At 37.6% G+C, this 22,186-nt stretch carries 17 protein-coding genes, 3 tRNA genes and 1 riboswitch; of the genes, 10 read left to right on the forward strand and 10 right to left on the reverse strand.

What is annotated here, in order from left to right; translation table 11 throughout:
* Positions 1-7: 7 nt before the first annotated feature.
* Positions 8-718: an aquaporin Z gene (gene aqpZ, locus MMF97_RS05250; protein WP_243360306.1), complete on the forward strand. Its 711-nt coding sequence runs from the start codon at positions 8-10 to the stop codon at positions 716-718.
* A gap of 54 nt (positions 719-772) precedes the next feature.
* Here the strand turns inward: aqpZ and metF are convergent, their stop codons facing one another.
* The 6 genes from metF to murQ form a co-directional block, all read right to left on the reverse strand.
* Positions 773-1,726, reverse strand: coding sequence for a methylenetetrahydrofolate reductase [NAD(P)H] (gene metF / locus MMF97_RS05255; protein ID WP_243360308.1), 954 nt, complete (start codon positions 1,724-1,726; stop codon positions 773-775).
* 123 nt (positions 1,727-1,849) lie between these two features.
* Positions 1,850-2,116 (reverse strand): four helix bundle protein, encoded by a 267-nt coding sequence (locus tag MMF97_RS05260; protein WP_243360310.1) that lies wholly within the window; start codon positions 2,114-2,116, stop codon positions 1,850-1,852.
* Positions 2,117-2,153: 37 nt separating this feature from the next.
* Positions 2,154-5,855: a methionine synthase gene (gene metH / locus MMF97_RS05265; protein ID WP_243360312.1), complete on the reverse strand. Its 3,702-nt coding sequence runs from the start codon at positions 5,853-5,855 to the stop codon at positions 2,154-2,156.
* Positions 5,856-5,963: 108 nt separating this feature from the next.
* Positions 5,964-6,062: riboswitch (SAM riboswitch) on the reverse strand.
* A 121-nt stretch (positions 6,063-6,183) separates the two neighbouring features.
* On the reverse strand, positions 6,184-6,921 hold the full coding sequence (locus MMF97_RS05270; RefSeq protein WP_243360314.1) for a Bax inhibitor-1/YccA family protein: 738 nt from the start codon (positions 6,919-6,921) through the stop codon (positions 6,184-6,186).
* A gap of 37 nt (positions 6,922-6,958) precedes the next feature.
* The gene (locus tag MMF97_RS05275) at positions 6,959-7,525 is read right to left on the reverse strand and encodes a hypothetical protein (protein ID WP_243360316.1); all 567 of its coding nucleotides are present in this window, start codon (positions 7,523-7,525) and stop codon (positions 6,959-6,961) included.
* Positions 7,526-7,581: 56 nt separating this feature from the next.
* Positions 7,582-8,385: an N-acetylmuramic acid 6-phosphate etherase gene (murQ, locus tag MMF97_RS05280; protein ID WP_243360319.1), complete on the reverse strand. Its 804-nt coding sequence runs from the start codon at positions 8,383-8,385 to the stop codon at positions 7,582-7,584.
* Between the two features lie 162 nt (positions 8,386-8,547).
* Here murQ and MMF97_RS05285 point away from each other — a divergent pair, with 162 nt between their 5' ends.
* A complete protein-coding gene (locus MMF97_RS05285; protein ID WP_243360320.1) occupies positions 8,548-10,155 on the forward strand; it encodes a S41 family peptidase in 1,608 nt (535 codons plus the stop codon).
* Between the two features lie 171 nt (positions 10,156-10,326).
* Positions 10,327-11,457 carry a histidine decarboxylase gene (locus MMF97_RS05290; RefSeq protein WP_243360322.1) on the forward strand — a complete coding sequence of 377 codons (1,131 nt, stop codon included), beginning with the start codon at positions 10,327-10,329 and terminating at the stop codon, positions 11,455-11,457.
* A 33-nt stretch (positions 11,458-11,490) separates the two neighbouring features.
* Here MMF97_RS05290 and der read toward each other — a convergent pair whose 3' ends face one another.
* The gene (gene der / locus MMF97_RS05295; RefSeq protein ID WP_243360325.1) at positions 11,491-12,792 is read right to left on the reverse strand and encodes a ribosome biogenesis GTPase Der; all 1,302 of its coding nucleotides are present in this window, start codon (positions 12,790-12,792) and stop codon (positions 11,491-11,493) included.
* A gap of 210 nt (positions 12,793-13,002) precedes the next feature.
* Positions 13,003-13,881, reverse strand: coding sequence for a GTPase Era (gene era, locus MMF97_RS05300; protein ID WP_243360326.1), 879 nt, complete (start codon positions 13,879-13,881; stop codon positions 13,003-13,005).
* A 117-nt stretch (positions 13,882-13,998) separates the two neighbouring features.
* Here era and MMF97_RS05305 point away from each other — a divergent pair.
* The 4 genes from MMF97_RS05305 to MMF97_RS05320 all read left to right on the forward strand — a co-directional run bounded on the left by MMF97_RS05305 (position 13,999) and on the right by MMF97_RS05320 (position 16,736).
* Positions 13,999-14,074: transfer RNA gene (locus tag MMF97_RS05305), tRNA-Met, on the forward strand.
* A gap of 29 nt (positions 14,075-14,103) precedes the next feature.
* Positions 14,104-14,175, forward strand: a tRNA-Glu gene (locus MMF97_RS05310).
* Positions 14,176-14,257: 82 nt separating this feature from the next.
* A tRNA-Glu gene (locus MMF97_RS05315) sits at positions 14,258-14,329 on the forward strand.
* A gap of 217 nt (positions 14,330-14,546) precedes the next feature.
* Complete coding sequence (locus MMF97_RS05320) at positions 14,547-16,736, forward strand: ATP-binding protein (protein ID WP_243360328.1); 2,190 nt, start codon at positions 14,547-14,549, stop codon at positions 16,734-16,736.
* Between the two features lie 40 nt (positions 16,737-16,776).
* Here the strand turns inward: MMF97_RS05320 and MMF97_RS05325 are convergent, their stop codons facing one another.
* Positions 16,777-17,250 carry a VOC family protein gene (locus tag MMF97_RS05325; protein ID WP_243360330.1) on the reverse strand — a complete coding sequence of 158 codons (474 nt, stop codon included), beginning with the start codon at positions 17,248-17,250 and terminating at the stop codon, positions 16,777-16,779.
* Between the two features lie 97 nt (positions 17,251-17,347).
* Between MMF97_RS05325 and MMF97_RS05330 the strand changes: the two genes are divergently transcribed.
* Positions 17,348-18,295 carry a DUF5694 domain-containing protein gene (locus MMF97_RS05330; protein WP_243360332.1) on the forward strand — a complete coding sequence of 316 codons (948 nt, stop codon included), beginning with the start codon at positions 17,348-17,350 and terminating at the stop codon, positions 18,293-18,295.
* Positions 18,296-18,610: 315 nt separating this feature from the next.
* Here the strand turns inward: MMF97_RS05330 and MMF97_RS05335 are convergent, their stop codons facing one another.
* On the reverse strand, positions 18,611-19,795 hold the full coding sequence (locus MMF97_RS05335) for a THUMP domain-containing class I SAM-dependent RNA methyltransferase (protein ID WP_243360334.1): 1,185 nt from the start codon (positions 19,793-19,795) through the stop codon (positions 18,611-18,613).
* Between the two features lie 65 nt (positions 19,796-19,860).
* On the opposite strand from MMF97_RS05335, the gene MMF97_RS05340 reads away from it, so the two are divergent.
* Positions 19,861-20,226, forward strand: a complete 366-nt coding sequence (locus MMF97_RS05340; protein ID WP_243360336.1) for a DUF3127 domain-containing protein — start codon at positions 19,861-19,863, stop codon at positions 20,224-20,226.
* A 130-nt stretch (positions 20,227-20,356) separates the two neighbouring features.
* On the forward strand, positions 20,357-22,186 hold the full coding sequence (locus MMF97_RS05345) for a sensor histidine kinase (protein ID WP_243360337.1): 1,830 nt from the start codon (positions 20,357-20,359) through the stop codon (positions 22,184-22,186).

The following is a 22,186-nucleotide window of genomic DNA, read 5'->3' on the forward strand; positions in this document are numbered from 1 at the left end:
TAATCATATGAAGAAATTATTCGCTGAATTTTTCGGTACCTTCTGGTTGGTTTTTGGAGGATGTGGCAGTGCAATTTTTGCCGCAGGCATACCCAATTTAGGGATTGGCTTTGCTGGTGTTGCACTGGCATTCGGATTAACGGTACTTACAATGGCTTATGCCGTTGGCTCTATTTCGGGAGGGCATTTTAATCCTGCGGTATCTGTAGGGCTGGCTGTGGGAGGTCGTTTCCCTATGAAAGATTTAATCCCTTATATTGTGTCACAATGTTTGGGTGCAATGTTGGCAGCCACAGCACTTTACATGATCTCTTTAGGTCATGCTGATTTTGCAATTGATAACACAAAACCCGGCGCTTTTGCCGCCAATGGTTATGGAGCGCTATCGCCTAACGGCTACGCACTTGCTTCAGCATTTTTAGCAGAATTTATACTTACGGCTTTTTTTCTGATTATTATCCTCGGAGCTACTGCCCCTACCTCAAATGGAAAATTTGCAGGTTTGGCCATAGGCTTAGGACTTACACTTATCCACCTCATTTCTATTCCTATAACCAATACATCGGTTAATCCTGCCAGATCTACTTCACAGGCTATTATGGCGGGAGGTGAGTACGTAAATCAATTGTGGCTATTCTGGACAGCACCTATTTTGGGTGCAATTGCAGGAGCTTTGATTTATACTTACTTAATTAGCAAAAGAGAAACAGCTCAATAAAACGCAAAGAAATCCCGTTACCCGAAAACGGGATTTCTTTTATATAGTTTTTAATTAAAATATAGCACGTGCGATTTGCTGAGTCTGTTCAGGCTTGCCCATGGTATAAAAATGTAGTACCGGAGCACCAAACTCAATGAGTTCTTTACATTGTTTGATCATAAAGTGGGTGCCTACTTCTTTCACTTCCTGCGCTGTTTTACAATGATGAACAGCATCTGTAAGATCATCGGGCAGATCGATATGGAAAATCTTTGGTAAACTGATTAATTGTTTGGCGGTACTGATGGGTTTTAAGCCCGGAATAATGGGCACATTAATATCGTTCTCCCTGCACTTCTTTACAAAATCAAAATATTTCTGATTGTCGAAAAACATCTGCGTTACGATGAATTCTGCACCCAAGTCAACTTTGTGCTTCAGGTATTTAAAATCTGTGTTGAGGTTAGGAGCTTCAAAGTGTTTTTCGGGATAACCAGCTACACCAATGCAAAAATCACTTTTAAAAGTATCAATATCTTCATGTAGAAATTTACCATTATTGTGGTTTTTGATATGTTGCACCAGATCGCTGGCATAAGTATGTCCGCCGGGAGTAGGCACAAAGCTTGCATCGGCCTGACGAGAATCTCCACGCAGAGCCAATACGTTATCTATTCCTAAAAACTGAAGGTCTATCAGCGCATTTTCGGTTTCTTCTTTGGTAAATCCACCGCAAATTAAATGAGGTACAGCATCAATGCCATATTTGTTAATGATTGCAGCGCAAATGGCAATGGTACCTGGGCGTTTACGGTAGGATATTTTTTGTAATAAACCATCGCCTTTATCTTTGTAGATATAATCTTCTCGTAATGAAGTTACATCAATAAAAGGAGGGTTAAATTCTAATAAAGGTTCAATTGAATCATAAACCCATTGTATGCTTTGGCCTTTTATAGGCGGTAGCAGTTCAAATGAGAATAAGGTCTTGCCTTTTGCATTTTTAATATGTTCTGTTATTTTCATTGGTTGGTTTGTTGGTTGTTTAGTTTGTTAGTTGCTTGGTACATAGCTTTACTAATCCTACGCAATCCCAATAATAGTATCTTTTATATTATCCTTTGTTTAAATATCTGATATAGCCATTTATTAACTTTCCAAGTATTTCAATTTGGGCAATACATTCGTTCGCTTGCTCTTCCGAATTGTTTCCTTTGTATGTTGTCTTCCCGAACCTTCCGCAATATTTGATGGTACTGAAACAGCACAACGTCTGATTTGAGAGGTTAGTCCGTACGTTTCTTCTTTCGGAAAATTAGCTGTAATCTTATAAACTTGGGCGGTAAATGTTCTTGCAACTTTCCAAACCTCTAGCTCTGTATATTTCTGATATGCCATATTGTTATTGAACTGCATTAATCCCAAATAACTAAAAAACTAATTATCCATACAACTAATATGCTAAATTAGGAGCCAGCCAGCGTTCTGCTTCTTCAAGTGGCATAGATTTACGTTGTGCATAATCCTCTACCTGATCTTTGGTGATTTTATTCAATCCAAAATATTTAGACTCGGGGTGCGAAAAGTAAAAGCCGCTTACCGCTGCAGTAGGATACATGGCGTAGCTTTCGGTTATGTGCAGGCCAATTTCTTCATCTGCATTTAGTAAGGCAAACAGAGTTCCTTTTTCGGTATGTTCTGGGCAGGCAGGGTAACCCGGTGCCGGACGTATACCTAAGTACTGCTCTTTAATCAGCTCTTCGTTGGTAAAATGTTCATCTTTTGCATAGCCCCAGTATTCTTTACGTACCATTTCGTGCAGTTTTTCGGCAAATGCTTCTGCAAGACGATCGGCCAGTGCTTTAATTAAAATGCTGTTGTAATCATCATGATTGCGTTCATACTCTGCTACCAATTCATCGCAACCAATACCTGCAGTTAGGGCGAAAGCGCCAAAATAATCTTTTACTCCGCTCTCTTTCGGTGCAATAAAATCTGATAATGCGTAATAAGGTTGTCCTTCAGGTTTTTCTGCCTGCTGGCGTAAGGTATGAATACGTACTTTATCTGCTTTTCCGTTTTTCAGTCGGTCGCTTTGAGCTAAAAGCTGTGCATCAAGTTCCAGCTCTATATCATCGCCAATTGAAGTAGCCGGCCAGAAGCCTAATACGGCTTTAGCTTTCAGCAATTTTTCATCTACTACTGTTTTTAATAAGGCCTGTGCATCATCAAATAATTTCCGGGCTTCAACACCCACATTCTTATCCTCAAATATTTTAGGGTAACTGCCCCTGAGTTCCCAGGTATGGAAAAACGGTGTCCAGTCTATATAAGGAATAAGCTCGGTAAGCGGGAAATCATGTAGTACTTTTGTGCCCGTAAATGAAGGCGCAGAAGCTACCTTGTTTAAATCTATCTTAAATTTTGCTGCCCTTGCTTCTTCAATACTTTTAAATCTTTTATCAGAGCGCTTGTTCAAATGCGCTTCACGGGCTTTGTTATACTCTTCTTTAATCTGCGCAATATAATTGTTCTTCAGCTCGCCGTTCATTAAAGTACTACATACCGTAACGCTTCTTGAAGCATCCAATACATGAATGGTAGGGCCTGAGTAATTCGGAGCAATTTTTACAGCTGCATGGATGCGTGAAGTGGTTGCGCCACCCACAATAAGCGGTATGTTAAAGCCTTCGCGTTCCATTTCTTTGGCAAAATGCACCATCTCATCTAAAGACGGCGTAATTAGTCCGCTTAGGCCAATAATATCTGCATTAATCTCTTTGGCTTTTTTAATGATATCCTGTGCAGGAACCATTACGCCCATGTCTACAATTTCAAAGTTGTTACAGGCTAAAACCACACCTACAATATTTTTTCCGATATCGTGTACATCGCCTTTTACGGTAGCTAAAAGGATTCGACCTGCCGAAGCACCCTGATCTAAATCGGGATTGGCCTGTTTTTCTGCTTCAATAAAGGGCAAGAGGTAGGCTACAGCCTTTTTCATTACACGGGCAGATTTTACTACTTGAGGTAAAAACATTTTCCCTGATCCAAACAAGTCACCCACGATGTTCATGCCATCCATTAAAGGACCTTCTATCACTTGTATAGGACGTGGATATTTCTGACGGGCTTCTTCTACATCTTCATCCAGGTATTCGATAATACCTTTAACCAAGGCATGCGAAAGGCGTTCTTCAACAGTTTCTTTGCGCCAGGTTTCATCTTTGCTGAGGACTTTGCCTTTGTTTTTTACTGTTTCAGCAAATTCTACTAAACGCTCGGTAGCATCAGGTCTGCGATTTAACAGTACATCTTCTACTTTTTGTAATAATTCGGGTTCAATTTCTTCGTAAACCTCCAACATTCCTGCATTTACAATACCCATATCTAAGCCAGCTTTAATGGCATGATACAGAAAAGCAGAGTGCATGGCTTCGCGAACTACATTGTTTCCTCTAAAAGAGAAAGAGATATTGGAAACCCCACCGCTCACTTTTGCCAGAGGTAGGTTTTCTTTGATCCATTTGGTAGCTTTTATAAAATCTACTGCATAATTATTGTGTTCTTCTAAACCGGTAGCTACCGTTAAGATATTAGGGTCGAAAATGATATCTTGGGGTGGAAAACCGACTTCGTTCACTAAAATATAATAGCTGCGTTTACAGATTTCTGTTCTACGTTCGTAATTGTCGGCCTGTCCTTGTTCATCAAAAGCCATTACCACTACCGCTGCACCATATTTTAAGATTTGGCGGGCATGAGATTTAAAGCTTTCTTCTCCTTCTTTTAAAGAAATTGAATTGACAATTCCTTTCCCCTGCAAGCATTTTAACCCAGCTTCTATCACACTCCATTTAGAAGAATCGACCATGATAGGTAATTTTGCAATTTCAGGTTCAGAAGCAATCAGGTTTAAGAATTTGGTCATGGCCGCTTCTGAATCCAGCATGCCCTCATCCATATTTACGTCGATGATCTGGGCACCGCCTTGAACCTGCTGAAGTGCAACAGAAAGTGCTGCTTCATAATCGCCACTTAAAATGAGTTTAGAAAATTTTGGGGAACCCGTAATGTTTGTGCGTTCACCTACGTTCACAAAAATACTTTCGGGTGTTATGGTAACGGGTTCAAGACCGCTTAAACGTAAATAAGGATTTACGAAAGGAATTTTGCGGGGTTGGGCTTTTTTAGCCTTTTTGGCTATACAACCAATGTGCTCAGGTGTGGTTCCGCAGCATCCGCCTACAATGTTTACAAAACCAGATTCAATAAAGTCTTCTACCAAATGAGCGGTTTCATGCGGTAACTCATCATAAGCACCAAATTCATTAGGCAGGCCGGCATTGGGATAAGCAGAAACAAAGCAGGCTGCTTTTGCCGCCAGTTCTTCTATATATGGACGCATTTCTTTAGCGCCTAAAGCACAATTGAATCCAATACTTAAAGGCTTGGCATGTGCTACTGAATTTAAGAATGCTTCTGCCGTTTGCCCTGATAAAGTTCTTCCCGAGGCATCGGTAATGGTTCCCGAAATCATGATTTCGAGCTTGCGGCCTATGATCTCTTCGTAATCTTTAATGGCGGCAATGGCAACCTTAGCATTTAAAGTATCGAAAATCGTTTCTATCAATAGTACATCAGCCCCACCATCTACCAGGCCTTTAACCTGTTCATAATAGGCCTCATATAATTCATCGTAAGAGATGGCTCTGAAGCCGGGATCGTTTACATCTGGCGATAAGGATAAAGTACGGTTTGTAGGACCAATGGCTCCGGCAACAAAACAAACCCTGCCGGGATTTGCTGCCATAAAATCGGCAGTAGCTTTTTTGGCAATTCTGGCACCTTCAAAACTCAGTTCATACGAAAGCTCTTCCATTTGGTAATCAGCCATGGAAATGCGTTGCGTACTAAAGGTATTGGTTTCTATAATATCGGCTCCCGCTTGCAGGTATTTGGTGTGAATAGCCTTGATGATATCAGGACGGGTAATGTTTAACAAATCGTTATTCCCCTTTACATCACAAGGGTGGTTTTTAAAGCGCTCGCCTCTAAAATCTTCTTCGGTAAGTTGATATTGCTGTATCATGGTGCCCATTGCACCATCAATCACCAAAATCTTATTTTCTAATTCTTTTCTAATATCCATTTCTTAAGATAGGAGAGATGAAGAGAAAGATGCGTTGACTTAACGGTTTATCTTTAACTCAAATCTATAAAAGGCTTATCTAAAAGATGGTACGTGATCGTAATCCTAAACTTATCTTTCCCCGGTTACGGGTAGAATGTAGCACCTTGTTAGCACAGGTTGCTAAGACATCGTAGGGTCTAATCCCTCCGCCTTTCTTAATAAGCAGTACAAAAATGTAACATCGCTTTGTTATTTCCAAAAAAGAGGCGATAATAACCAAATAAAATTACAAAGGCCATGCAAAATTGCACGGCCTTCGGTATAATATTCTGAGGTGACTAAAAAATTATCGTCTGTTTCCAAAAATTCTTAATAGAGAGATAAACAGATTAATAAAGGTAATGTATAGAGATAAGGCACCCATTAAGGCTAATTTTTTGCTATCTGCAATAGCTATTTCATTACCGTGTTCGTCTAATCCTTCACCTATTCTTTTAATCTCTTGGACTTTATAAGCAGTTAAAGCAGTAAATATTGCTACACCTGCAAAACCTAAAATATAATCTAAAGTACCGCTGCCTAAGAACATATTAATAACGCTTATTATAACCAAGCCAATTACACCGGCCATTAATATAGGACCAAACCTACTTAAATCAACATTGGTTGTATAGCCCATAATAGCCATTACCCCGAAAATAACTGCTGCCGCTGCAAAACAGATAGCTATAGATGAAAAAGTGTATATTAAAAGAATAAAGCTTAACATTACCCCTGTTAATATAGAATATAATAGAAAGATACCTACCAACGCAGGAAAAGATAATCTTTGCATAGCTGCTCCCATTATCATAACTAATCCAAGTGGTGCAAATATGGTGATATAGCCAAAAATGGTGAAGCCGTTTTCATTTACTAGATAAGATAGCATAGCAGGAGTAGTAGCCAATAAGTAGGCTGATACTGTAGAAACTGCTAAAGCCACAAACATCCATAAAAATACATTGGCAAAGAATTTTTTTGAGGCTGAAGTTTCTTGTACAAAAACTGAATCGTTCTGGTATTGATAATTTTGTTGTTCCATTCTTATTAAAAATTGGTTATTGGTTAAAAATACTATTTTAGTTTAACCTTTTGGTCAATATTTCTTCAACTTTTTTATAAACCTGTAAAGGTTTTAGTTTGCGCCAGTGCAAATCATCCAGTTCACCACCAAAATTGATATAGTAATCGATACCGTTATCTCTAAATTCTTTAACCACATGCTCATTGAAATTTACTCCGGCTACCCATCCTTCTTCAACTTCCTGAAACCATTCTTCGTAATAACTATCGTCTGAAGCATGAAAATTCAATACATTTTCACCTATCAGGATAAATTTATTAATGCCTTCATCTATCATTAACTCAATGATCTCGCGCTTTAGTATCATGATGTCATTGGTAATGGCATCATTCCATTCGCCTATAAATTCAATAATTGCATAGCAACGCTCATAATCAACAAATAAAACTTTGAGATAAAGTGTATTTGAACCAAAAGCATCCCATTGTGGGTGCAAAAGAAAATTATAGATCTGCTTATCGAAATAAAACTCAGAATATTCTGTATTGTAAAATGGTGATCGCTCATCTTCTGCAGCAATATAATCATCACGCCATTGGTAATATGGTTCTATCTCGTGCATTTACGGATTTTCAGGGTAAAAAATAAAGAGATTTTTTAGATGATCTGATCTGCTTTTTAATGTTTAGCTTCAACGGCTTTACGTACACTTCCGTATTTGTTTAGCAATGCCGATGCTTCTTCCTGGCTAATATTTAACTCGGTCATTACCATTTGTGTGCCTCTATCAACCAGTTTATGATTAGTCAGTTGCATATCAACCATGCGGTTACCTTTTACGCGACCTAATTTGATCATTACTGTTGTACTTAGCATATTTAGTACCAGTTTTTGTGCAGTTCCCGATTTCATGCGGGTAGAACCTGTTAAAAATTCAGGTCCAACTACCACTTCAACAGGATAATCTGCTGCTGCAACAACAGGTCCGCCATGGTTACAAATGATACATCCGGTTAAAATACCATGTTTACGGGCCATATTTAATCCACCAATTACATAAGGTGTAGTGCCTGATGCGGCTAAACCTACTAAAGAGTCGTTTTCATTAAGTTCGTATTCCTGCAGATCTTTCCATGCCTGTTCATCATCATCTTCGGCAAACTCTACTGCTTTACGTATCGCTGTGTCACCTCCCGCAATAATACCTACTACCATATCAAAAGGAACACCGAAGGTTGGAGGGCATTCTGAGGCATCAACAATGCCTAAACGTCCGCTGGTACCAGCTCCAATATAAAACAATCTTCCACCGTTTTGCATTCTTTCTGCTACTGCGGTAGCTAATTTTTCTATTTGAGGGAGCGCATTTTCTACAGCCAGTGGTACTAATTTATCTTCGTTATTTATGTTCTTTAATATCTCTGATACAGACATTTTATCAATGTCTTTATATTTTGATTCTTGTTCGGTAATTCTGTTCATTCTATAAATCGGGATAAATCTCTTAACTTATAAACACACTTTTTTAGAAAGTGTGCTTTAAACACAAATATCGAGAATAAAAATTAAAAAACTCAAAAGTAATTTCAGCGTTGTTATGAAATAAGAAGATTAAATTTTTGTAACTTTGTGTAGTTCATTTACATGAAAAAGAATAACCGTTCTGCCTTACTGCTGGCTTTAATTTATGTGGTGTTTTTAGTTGGAGGTATGTATCTGGGTTACAGACTTCTGAGCCGTTCTGAATTTGAGCGTAGTAAACAGGTAACGGCAACAAGTACTGAAGCCGATAGGGTAGAAGATATTATTCACATCATCAAGAAAAAATATGTGGATGAAGTCAGTACCTCTCATTTAAAGAGTGACACTTCTATAGACAGTATCTTAAATCAGTTAGATCCACATACCACTTATCTGCCACCTGCTAAAGCCGAAGAATTGAGTCAGTCTTTAGATGGTAATTTTGAAGGAATTGGGGTTGAGTATTATATTTTAAATGATACGTTGTTGGTTACCAATGTTTTGAAAGATGGCCCCGCTTTTTCTTCAGGCTTAAGACAAGGAGATAAAATCTTAAAAATTGACAGTATGGTGGTTAGCGGCAGATCTTTGCCGCGATCTGAAGTAACGGGAAGAATAAAAGGGAAAAAAGGAAGTTATGTTAAACTGCAGGTTTTACATCAGGGACTGAGTAATCCGGTTTCTTTAAATATCAGAAGAGGACGTGTGGAAGTAAGTAGCATTGATGCAGCTTACATGCTGAATGCTGAAACAGCTTATATTAAGATCAGCAGATTTGGTGCAAATACCGACGCAGATTTCGTGAATGCTATTAAAGCTTTGAAAACCAAAGGCATGAAAAAGATGGTGCTGGATCTACGGGATAACGGCGGCGGTTATTTAAGTGCTGCAACGGGGCTGGCTAACCAGTTTTTCCCCGAAAATAAACTGATTGTTTATACCGAGGGTAAACATGAACCCCGAACAGATTATTTTACCACAGGTGGTGCTGAATTTGCACAGGGGAAGGTTGCTGTACTGATCAATGAGAATTCGGCTTCTGCCAGCGAGATTTTTGCAGGTGCTATTCAGGATCTGAACCGGGGAATTATCATTGGTCGAAGGTCTTTTGGTAAGGGGCTTGTGCAGGAGCAGTTCGCGTTTGAAGATGGAGCAGCTTTAAACCTTACCGTAGCAAGATATTATACGCCGCTAGGCAGAAGTATCCAAAAATCTTATAAAAATGGATTGAAAGCTTATCAGCACGAAATAGAAGACCGATTAAGTACGGGTGAACTTACCGCAGAAAATAAACAGATAGACAGTATTAACAAGACCATGCCTTATGTGGTTAAAAATGGCAAAAGGGTTTTTGCAGGCGGAGGCATACAGCCTGATATTTACGTGAAACTGGATACAACAGGCTATAATAAATTCTATGCAGGTTTACAAAGTAAAAATGTGATGATCGATTTTGTTTTTGATGTATTATCAGAAAGATACAATGCTGATCAGTTAAACCAGAATTTAAGTGCTTTTACCATAAGCGAGCAGGACTTTACAGATTTTCTAAAATATGCTAAACAAAAACAGGTTGTAGCTGATGCTAAACAGATTAACGCAGCCAAACCTTTGATCTATAATGCGCTTAAAATTCTGCTCTGCAAGTTTTATTTAGGTGATAATGGTTATTACAGAGCGCTGAATTTAAACGATAATGTTGTGAAACAGGCCTTAAATGCTTTGCAATAAAATTTTCTAACTGCTCACTAACAATTAAAATACCGGTTAGCTCTCTTTTTCTTTTTCCTTTCGGTTTAATATTTTATTAAAATTTTTATTTCAGAATTTTATTTTGAATTGAAATTATTTTTTGAAATATAGTTTTACTGGCTGTAGCTTTGCATTTCAAACATATAGCCGATGCCGTTACAAAATTTATTGCCTGGAGATTTAAAAACCTTACAGAACTTACTGCAAAAAGTAAAGACCAATACCGATCATTTTATGGGTTATCCGGTTGCTAAAGATTTCGATTATACCGATTTGCTACCCTTTTTAAATTACCCGATGAACAATCTGGGAGATCCTTTTGTAGATTCTACTTATGCGGTTGATTCAAGAGAGATGGAAAAGGAAGTCATTGCTTTCTTTGCTTCTCTATTCAGAGCTAACTTAGACGATTGGTGGGGTTATGTAACCAATGGTGGTTCTGAGGGAAATCTGTATGGTTTGTATTTGGCTCGTGAGCTGCACCCTAAGGGAATGGTTTATTATTCTGAAGCTACACATTACAGTGTACAAAAGAATTTGCATTTATTGAATATGCCCAATATCGTGATCAGTGCTCAGGAAAACGGTGAGATAGATTATGAGGATTTAGAAAGAACGATTGGCATGAACAGGCATATTCCGGTGATTATTATGGCGAATATTGGCACTACCATGACCGAAGCCCGAGATGATATTGCGAAGATCAAAGCCATATTGAAGAAATTAGCAATCAAGAATTACTATATCCATGCCGATGGGGCCTTATCGGGTAGTTACAGTGCTTTTATTGAGCCAAGACCAGCATTTGATTTTGCTGATGGCGCAGATAGCATTGCCATAAGCGGACATAAATTTTTTGGTTCGCCTATGCCTTGTGGCGTTGTAGTGGTAAAGAAATCTAACCGTAATCGTATCGCTAGATCTGTGGCTTATATTGGTAGCATGGATACCACCATAACAGGATCAAGAAACGGGCATAGTCCTTTGTTTTTATGGTACACCATTAAGAAGTTAGGCATAGAGGGTTTACGTGAACGTGCGGTACACAGTTTGGCCGTTGCCCAATATGCTACTGATAAATTGAATGAGATAGGCGTAAAAGCATGGCGCAATCCTAATACCATAACGGTTAATTTTCCTGCTCCAGATCCGGTTATACGACAAAAATGGCAACTGGCTTCAGAAAACGGCTGGTCGCATATTATTTGTATGCCAAACGTACAAAAAGAACACATTGATGCACTGATTGCCGAAATGGCAGCACAGCCAGTTTTGATTTAAAACCTTAAAACATACGTTCTAATTAGCGCTCTCTTATTTCTGTCTGAAATAGATTTGGATAGGCACTCCCGAAAAATCGAAATTCTCACGCAATTTATTCTCCAAGAAGCGTTTGTAAGGCTCTTTAATATATTGAGGCAGGTTACAGAAGAAAGCGAACATAGGTGCTACTCCATTGATCTGCGTAATGTATTTGATCTTGATGTACTTTCCTTTGGTTGCTGGTGGTGGATAATTCTCAATAATAGGCAACATTACATCGTTTAACTTAGAAGTCGGTATTTTTTTGCTGCGGTTCTGGTAAACTTCCATGGCGGTTTCAACCGCTTTAAAAATACGCTGTTTGTTCAATACCGATGTAAAGATAACCGGAACATCTGTAAAAGGCTGTAGCTTTTCTTTGATCTGATCTTCAAAAACCTTCATGGTTTTATTGTTCTTTTCAATTAAATCCCATTTGTTCACTAAAATTACAACGCCTTTCTTGTTCTTTTCGGCTAAATGGAAAATATTGATATCCTGCGCTTCCAGACCTTCTATGGCATCCAGCATTAAAATACATACATCGGCTTCTTCCAAAGCTTTGATGGTACGCATTACTGAATAAAACTCTATGTTTTCTTTAACTTTGGTTTTTTTGCGCAGCCCGGCAGTATCTATAAACATGAACTCATGCCCAAACTGGTTATAATGTATATGGATCGAATCACGGGTGGTGCCTGCAATAGGCGTTACAATGTTACGGTCTTTGCCCATTAATGCGTTAACCAAAGATGATTTACCTACATTAGGGCGACCAATAATGGTGATTTTAGGTAGCTTGCTTTCTTCTTCCTCAACATTCTCCAAATGACTTACCACCTGATCAAGCAAGTCGCCAGTACCTGAGCCGGTCATTGAAGAAATGGTATAAATGTCTCCTAAACCTAAACTGTAAAACACAGCAGAATCATGTTCAAGATTATTGTTGTCAACCTTGTTTACCACTACAAAAACAGGTTTTTTGCTGCGACGTAAGATATCGGCTATTTCATCATCCAGATCAGTTACGCCTGTAGTTACATCTACCATAAAAAGCAAAACGGTAGCCTCTTCAATGGCAATAACCACTTGTTCACGTATGGCAGCTTCAAAAACATCGTCAGAACCTGCAACATAACCCCCGGTATCAATTACGGTAAATTTTTTGTCGGTCCACTCTGCAATACCATAATGCCTATCACGTGTTACACCGCTAAAATCGTCAACAATAGCTTTTCTGCTTTCCGTTAAACGGTTAAAAAGTGTTGATTTACCTACGTTTGGTCTTCCTACAATTGCTATAATGTTGCTCATGATATTATGGTTTGTTAGTTTGTTGGTCGGTTCGTTGGTTAGATATAATGCATTTTACCTATTCTGTCGAAAAGCCCTATTTCTGCTAACGTTTTAAGCTCCAAAGGATTTAAACCTTTAAAGGAGTGCAAAGGTACGGTATTTTATCGATATGACGAAGTGGTTGAGTGGCAAATTGTTAGTGGCAGAATAATCCTAAACAACCAACAACTAACTGTCGTATCCAAAACTCTTCAAGTAATTCTTTTTACTGCGCCAGTCTGGTATCACTTTCACAAACAACTGTAAAAATATCTTTTGATCTATAAATTTCTCAATGTCTTTACGGGCTTCTGTGCCCACTTTTTTTAGTGCACTACCACCTTTGCCTATCAGGATATTTTTCTGCGAATCGCGTTCAACAATAATTTCGGCGCTGATACGGGTAAGTCCGTCTTCTTCTTTAAATGAAGTGATAATTACTTCGGTACTGTAAGGGATTTCTTTCTGGTAATTTAAAAAGATCTTTTCTCTGATAATCTCTGAAGCAAAGAAACGTAAATGCCTGTCTGTAAGATCTTCTTTATCGTAATAAGCCGGATGCTCGGGCAAATGCTCCAAAATAAGAGGTAATAAGCCTTCCAAATTGTACTGATGTAATGCCGAAATGGCAAAAATGTACAACGGATTAAGTTTCTCCTGCCAGAAAGCAGTTTTTTCGGCAACGAGTTCCTGTGTAGCCGTATCTATTTTATTGATCAATACCACTAAGGGAATGTTGCTGTTTGCAATTTTTTCTAAAACGTCGTTTTCATCATGCTTTTCATGAATGTCGGTTACAAAGAGAATGAGGTCGGCATCTGATAAAGATAAGCTCACAGCGCTCATCATCGAATCTTGTAATTCGTATTTAGGTTTGATAATGCCGGGCGTATCAGAAAAAACAATCTGATAATCTTCTGAGTTTACTATCCCCAATATACGGTGACGCGTAGTCTGTGCTTTTGGGGTAATAATAGATAGTTTTTCGCCCACTATGGCATTCATTAATGTAGATTTTCCTACGTTAGGTTTACCAATAATACTTACAAAGCCTGCTTTATGTGCCATCTTCTAATATTTTTTTAAAAAAAATTTGCGATACAAAGAAACGAATTATATCTTTGCATTCCAATTCGGAACAAGTGTTAAGGATTTAACATTAAAAATAAGAAGAATTGTATATAGTGCGGGGTGGAGCAGTTGGTAGCTCGTCGGGCTCATAACCCGAAGGTCGCACGTTCGAGTCGTGTCCCCGCTACCAAATAAGTGCAAGGTAGCACTTGAAATAATGGCCCGTTCGTCTAGGGGTTAGGACGCCAGATTTTCATTCTGGAAACAGGGGTTCGATTCCCCTACGGGCTACGAAAAACATCAATCAAAAATTAAGGTTGGTGTTTTTTTATGCAGATTAAAGAGCGTATATCTGCTTGGTTTACTGAATTTTGGTCCATTCGTCTAGGGGTGAGGACGCCAGATTTTCATTCTGGAAACAGGGGTTCGATTCCCCTATGGACTACTTAAGGAAACATGCTTATTGCATGTTTCCTTTTTTTATGCTTAAAAAGTTAAAAACAAATGGTTCTTATCTAATTGTGATATAATTGCACCTTCCAAACAAGCTTTTTAATTTAAAATTTAGTAATAATACGTCATAAAACCTATATATATAGCCTGTTCCTTTTTAGCTATTGTAATTTCATTTTATAATTCGAATATTGACAAATAATACACTTTTGGCTAAGCAGGTTTCTAATTGTATTGAATTTATTCGTATCTTAATATTTAGAGTAATAAATGAAATTTTGGATACCTTTAAATTATTAACCTCTAAGTCAATCTGTTTAGGCCTGCTAATCCTGATATTTTTAGGGGCTTGTAAAAAGTACCTAAAACATCAAGAGGATTATCCCGAGCAAACTCAAGTGATCATTACGCGTGCTGCGGCTTTATCTAAAGAAGATCCTAGGTTGTTAATCCATTATATTGATTCATTATCAAAAAACTTTACTTCGGCAGGCCCAGGAGATCGTTGGAAATTACTTTCTGTGAAATCTAATATGTATATATTTAACCTGCGAGATACTGCTGAGGCGTTTAAAGTAATAGACAGCATGTATGCAATTGTTAAAGATAAGGTTGATAGGTATCCTCAGAACTATGCTTGGACTTTATATAACCATGCTAAGCTATTGTTGTATGTAAATCGTAATGATGAAGCTTTTGATCATTTTTATGATGGTTTGGAGTTTGCCAAGAAACATCTTGACAGCTGTGATGTTGGTACTTTTTACGATGCTTTGGGGCGTATGAAGATCAAACAATTGAAATTTGATCAAGCAATACCTTATTTCAAGAAAGCGGCAAAATACGTTGGTACCTGCAAACCTTCGCCCAAAGAACCTGGTAGAATACCTTTCATTCAATCTACGCTTAATGACATAGGAATGTGTTATGAGCGTATAAATAAATTAGACAGTGCAATCCATTACTATCAACAAGCTCTAGATACCTTATATTATCAAGAGAAAAGATATCGCCTAGAGAAAAATATTACTGATTATTATCGTGGAGAATTTTTGGGGAATTTGGGAGGTGTTTATGCGCTAACAGGAAAAGAAAAGCAAGCAGAAGAATATCTTAAAACAAGTGCAGCATTAACCATAAAGCCAGATTGTCGCTGTTCAGAATCAATCTCTTCTCTAAACAAGCTTTTTAAGCTATATCTTGCTCAAAACAGGTTTTCGGATGCAAACAATCTTTTGCAGCAAATAAAGATTGAGATTGATAAAAATCCCTCACTTAAAGAGGATTTAGATCAATGGTTGCTTTATCACGAGTTAAGCTGGAAATATTTTGATCTGAAAGGACAAACCCATCAGGCTTATCGCGCTATAAATTCTTATTACCACCTTAGAGATTCTATTGCTGATGTTCGTAAGCAGCTTATATCCATTGATATAGAAAATAAATTTAAGTTTAAAGAACAACAACAACAGTTAGCTTTGCTGGCAAAAGATAATAAGATTAAGAATCTTTCCTTATTTACAGCGGTTGTTTTTGTAGTGATGGCGGTTTTGATTATCTGGATTGTAATTGTGAATTTGAAAAAAAGTCGTAGACAAGTATTAAAATTAACCACCCTCAACAAACGAGTTTATGAGCAGAATGAGCAATTACAATATACACTTCAGGATCTAGAGCAAAGCCAGCGAGAAAATACCGAGATGCTTCTGGTAGTTGCCCATGATCTTCGTAATCCAATAGGGGCAATGACCATGTTGTCACAACTGATGCTTAAAGCAGATAGGAGTAAAGAAGATCAACACAGCTTGAACTTAATTAGAGAAGCAGGAGATCGCTCTCTTGCATTGGTAAATGATCTGTTAAAAACCAACACCCAAAAAGAAAAACTTAAAAAAGAGGCTTTAGATGTTCGGGCATTATTGAAATATTGTGTTGGTCTTTTGGAAATTAAGGCTGCACAAAAACAATTGTGCATTGAGCTCGATGCAAAACCAACTATAATTTACGGTGATCGTGAGAAGTTATGGCGTGTAATTAGCAATTTGATAGGAAATGCAGTTAAGTTTAGTCATTCAAATACAACAATAAAAGTAAGCTTAACGCCTGAAAAAGAATATGTGCTTATTGCCGTTGCTGATCAAGGCATTGGGATCCCGATTGAATTACAGACAAAAATATTTGATATGCCAAGTGAAACAAAACGGGTTGGTACAGCAGGTGAGGCAACCTTTGGACTTGGATTAGCCATTTCTAGACAAATTGTTGAAGCACATGGAGGAAAGATATGGTTTGAAAGTATTCAAAATCAGTGTACTACTTTTTTTGTAAGGTTGCCAACATGCGTTGCAAATCCGCATACGGGTTCGACATCTTGCAACTTCCCTCTACGGAAATTTTAAAACCGCTAATCAATTAGCGGTTTTTCTATTGCGATCAAAATTAATCTTTAGGTTCCCATAGTTCAATTTTATTGCCTTCTGCATCAAGAATATGCACAAATTTACCGTAGTCGTAGGTTTCTATTTTATCTACAATAGTTACTCCCTCTTTTTTCAATTCTTCAACAAGCGCTTCAAGATCTGCAACCCTGTAATTGATCATAAAATCTTTTGCAGAAGGTTCAAAATATTTGGTGGTTTCGGCAAATGGACTCCATTGCGTTTGGGCTTTTTTGCTATGATCTTCTCCTTCGTACCATTCAAAAGTTGCACCATAAGGATTTGTATCTAAGCCAAGGTGTTTTTGATACCACTCTGTCATTTTTTTAGGGTCTTTGCATTTAAAGAAAATGCCGCCAATGCCCGTTACTTTTTTCATTGCTGATTTATTTTGTGTTGAAATGATTGTTTTAAGCGTAAAACCCGACAGAAAAGATGTCGCGATGACTGAAACTATTAATAATGTTCTTTTCATTGTAAGTGTTTGTGATTCTTAAATATACGTAGCAGACCAGATAAATAAAATTTTAACTAGCCATTTTAAGGCAGAAAAGCATGACTCTAATAATGATATGAGGATAAAGAAAAGCCCTTATTCAAGTGTTTTTCCTTTAAAACAACCTTGTCATTTGTTACCTTTGCCGCCTCATAAAATAATTGAACCTATGTTAAAATCAAGTTTTCAAAAACTGTTTATTGCTTTCGCTTTTTCCTTATGCTTCCTGAATGCTTTTTCCCAAAACAAAAAAATAAATGTAATCTTAATCGGAACCTATCATTTTAATAATCCAGGAAATGATGCTGTAAAGGCCAAGGAAAGAAATATCCTTTCGGAAGAAAGCCAAAAAGACCTGGAGCAGATTACCAATCAGTTACAAAAAAAGTATCAACCTGATCAGATTTTTGTAGAAAGCAATTTCAATCAAAAGGCTAAGCTGGATCAACAATACCAATTATATTTTAACAATGAGTTTGCTAAATTTACAGATACTGTAACAAAGCCTCGTATGAAAAGGTTTTACATAGAAGGTGAGACCTATCAGCTAGCTTTCAGATTGGCAAAAAAATCAGGAAATAAAGAAGTTTATCCGATAGATACCTTGATAGAAATGCGCTTTGACCTGTTGCAGAAAATGGTAAAAGCAGATCCTGTAGCTAACAAGATTTTTGAGGAGACACTGGCAAGCTTAACGGCAAGATCTAATGATTGTTTAAGCAAAAAGAATTTAAAGGAGGTTTTGCTATGTATGAATGAAGAGGCTGATTTTAACCGGAACAAAGGTTTCTACATTTCTTTTGCCAATGCATTGGGCAAAGATGGAAAGTACTTTGGGGCACACCTGGTTGCTGATTGGTATAAACGAAATTTAATCATGTATGCAAATATTCAACATCAATTAAAGCCTAGTGCCAAAAACGTTGTGGTGTTGGTTGGCGGAGGACATGCTGCAATGTTCAGGGAATTCTTCAAAAATGATGAGAACTTTAATTTAATTGAACTGAAGGAGGCTTTTAAATAGCTGTGTAAGAAGTAGTGCTTAAGATAGATAAAAGTATTCTGGATCAATATAGAACCAGACAGGAGTATCCATTTAATTTAAAAAATGGATACTTTCTTTTTTTAGATTTGTTCCGAGTTCAATCAGGAAGTTCAGCATGATGAAAATTTTTCTCGTCACTCTGACTTGGAGCAATGCGGAAAGCTACAGAGTAAACCGAGCCTAAGCAAGCTCATCGAAGGTAATTTGTTTCAGGGTCTCTTTGTAGGGCAGTACAAGAATGTTTTAGATTCTGAAACAAAGTTCAGAATGACGATAACTGTTTCAGTGTGATGGTTAATCAGCAGGTCTGGTATCTGTTCTGCGTGTACCGTCATACAATTCGTAGGTTAGCAATCTGCAATCCAATTTACCATTGTAAAATTCAATTCTGCGTTCAGCTTTCAAACCAATCTTCTTAGCCAGGTCAGGGTTACCTGTAAAAATATAGCCCCTGTAACCTTTACAATACTGTTTCATGAAATCGCCCATGCGTTTGTACGTAAGCTCCAGTTTCTGGTGTGTACCCAAACGCTCGCCATACTCAGGATTAAAAACAACCACGCCCTTTCCATTTTCGGGCACAGGTGTTGCTGCAAAATCACATACCTCAAAATGAATCAACTGATCAACTCCTGCAGTTTTAGCATTTTTACGACTCACATCAACCGCATCTTCAGAAATATCGGTAGCATAAATCTGTATATCTGTATTTTTTACAACCTGATCCTTTAATATTCTTCTTTCGGCAAAAAATACCAGTTCATCATATCCTATAATGTGCATAAAAGCATAATTCATCCTGAATAAGCCCGGGCGTCTGTTAGTGGCAATCAAAGCAGCTTCAATGGCTAAAGTTCCAGAGCCGCACATCGGGTTCACAAAAGGCGATTTCTGATCCCACTGTGTAGCAAAGATTACGCTTGAAGCCAAAGCCTCGAGCATAGGCGCTTTTCCCGGAATTTTGCGGTAACCATGCTTGCTCAGCGTTTCACCACTGCTGTCTATAAAAATTTCGGCATTATTGTCTTGCCAGTACAGGTGAATGACAGCTTTGTTAACCTCATTTCCAGAATTAGGACGCATCCCCTTTTGTGCTTTAATCCTATCGGCAATGGCATCCTTAACCTTTAAATTGGCAAAAAGCGGAGTAGTAATATGTACATTGTTTACATTTGAGGTTACAGAGAAATAACCTGCAAAATCAATCAGTTCTTCCCATTCCAATTGCACCAATGTGTCATACAATTCGGCAGGAGTATCAGCCTTAAAGCTTTGTAAACTATATAAAATCTGACTTGCACAACGCAGGTTCAAATTGAGTTTTATACATTCAGTAAGCGTTATGTTTAACTCTACCCCTGTTTGAAATGTTCTAACCGGTTCATAACCAAGTTCTGTAATCTCTTTTTCCAGGTATGGAGATAACCTTTTGTTGCAGGTTACAATGACCTTGCTTTTTGTGTGGAAAACTTGTTTCATAACGATTGCGAAGTTATCAATAAAAATATAGAGATTTGATTGGAGAGATAATAAAAAGATTTGACATGGAAATTAAAGGCAAGGTGCATGAAATTGGCGCTGTACAACAAGTAACCGAAACGTTTAAAAAACGTGACTTAATTATAGAATACGTAGAAAACCCACAATACCCTGAATACATCAGATTTGAAGCTACGCAAGATAAAACATCTTTATTTGATACGGTAAAACCGGGTGATGAAGTGGAAGTTTCTTTTAACCTACGTGGCAGACCATGGACAAACAGAGAAGGTGTAACCACATATTTTAACACCCTTTCGGTTTGGCGCTTAACTGCCCTTACCAATACCGCTACGCCGGCCGCTCAACCGGCTTTTGCAGCACCAGCTGATTTAAATACGACTGCTGAAGAAGACGATTTGCCATTTTAATAAATTTTTAAGGAAACAATTGAGGCCATCCGGAGTAATTTCTGGATGGCTTTTTTTATGCTTTTCACTGTTAAAAATTGTTAAATGAAGGCGGGTTAGTGCTTACTTGCTTATTTTTGAATGAGATAACATGAAAAAGAGAAACCTCTGGATTATTACGGCTTTAATGACAATAGCCCTTTTGGGAGTATTTGTAATGCAATTGTTTTACATCAGAGAATCTTATTCCCTGAAATTACAGTTGTTTGATCAGGATGTGAACCAGGTGCTTGCGTCGGTGGTAAACAACATACAAAAACGTAATGTGGTAAAGCATTTTGACGAAAGAGATCGGGTTTCGCAAAGAGAACACACTTCAAGGATAAGAAGCCAGACAGATTCTATTGTTGCTTTTAAAGTAAGATTCAAAGAAAATGAAGCTATCAGAAAATATAAACAGCAACAACAATTGGTAGATTATCTGAATTTTCAGGATAGTGCAATCAGAGCCAATTATTTTTCACCTACCATTATTAGCGAAGAAACTTATAGAGCCTTTACCAATCCTAACCCGGGAAGTAACGGCCTTAAATACGAAGTTAAAGATATCAAGGACAGTAATGGTAATTTGGTTGACAGACGCATTATTACCAATATTGCCAGTATAAGGCGTCTGCCTGGAATCAATAACCTGCCCGATACCATCAGATACATTGCCATTAATCCATCCAATTATTTACCTTATACAGTTTCACTGGCCAGTAAAGATCCAGAATTGGTTCGGAAATTTAAGGTTGAAGATGCCAAGGCAGAACGTAAATATCAAATGGAACTGGAACGCCTGTATGCAGATACTTTAAACATATATGAAACAACAAGCTATAACCTGGTGCAGGATGTAGCTAAAGAATTACAGAATAAAGATGTGCCTTTAGAGAACAGAGTGCCTAGTAAAGATGATCTCGATACATTGATTAGAAAAGAACTCTTAAGCCGCAATATTAACCTGCCTTATAGCTTTTGGCTAACCCCTTCAAAAAATCAGGATAAGATCATTTACAGGAATGCTGTCAATAAAAATGACGAGCTTCTACCTAAAAATACCTATCAGAAGGTTGTTTTTGGTAATGATATTGCCATTGCCGACCCCGGAATGCTTTACTTGAGTTTCCCTTCTAAAAACAGCCTGATCTTAAGTAATATGTTTGTAACACTTGCATCATCAGCGAGTTTGTTATTGATATTAATCTTTATTTTTACTTATACCATCATGTCTATAGTAAGACAGAAAAAATTGTCTGAAATGAAAAATGATTTCATCAATAACATGACTCATGAATTTAAAACTCCGGTAGCTACTATTATGATTGCAAGTGAGGCTTTGAAAGATCCTGATATTATTGGCGATAAGAACAGAGTTAACCGGTTGGCCAATGTTATTTATGATGAAAATGTGCGCTTAGGTAATCACATTGAACAGGTATTGAATGCAGCAAGAGCCGATAGGAAAGAAATTAAGTTTGATGTTAAGCCAGTTAAAATCAATGAATTGATTGCAGCTGTGGTAGATAGCATGAGCTTACAGCTACAAAAAAGAGATACTCAGCTTACTTTGCATCTGGATGCCATTACAGATGAACTGGAAGGCGATGAACTACATTTATCAAACGTAATTTATAACCTGATAGATAACGCCATTAAATACAGTGTAAACGAACCTAAGATTACCATAGAGACTGCAAGCAGTTTTAGCCATATCAATATAAAAATTACTGACGAAGGTATTGGGATGACCCGTGAGCAGACCAAACGTATATTTGACCAGTTTTACAGAGTACCAACCGGAAATTTACACAATGTAAAGGGTTTTGGTTTGGGACTAAATTACGTGCAGGATATTATTACCCAAATGCATGGCAAAATTAAAGTAAACAGTGAAAAAGATAAGGGAACCACATTTGAAATAATCCTTCCGATATAA

It is taken from the genome of Pedobacter montanisoli (genome assembly GCF_022809115.1).
GTDB classification, from domain to species: domain Bacteria; phylum Bacteroidota; class Bacteroidia; order Sphingobacteriales; family Sphingobacteriaceae; genus Pedobacter; species Pedobacter montanisoli.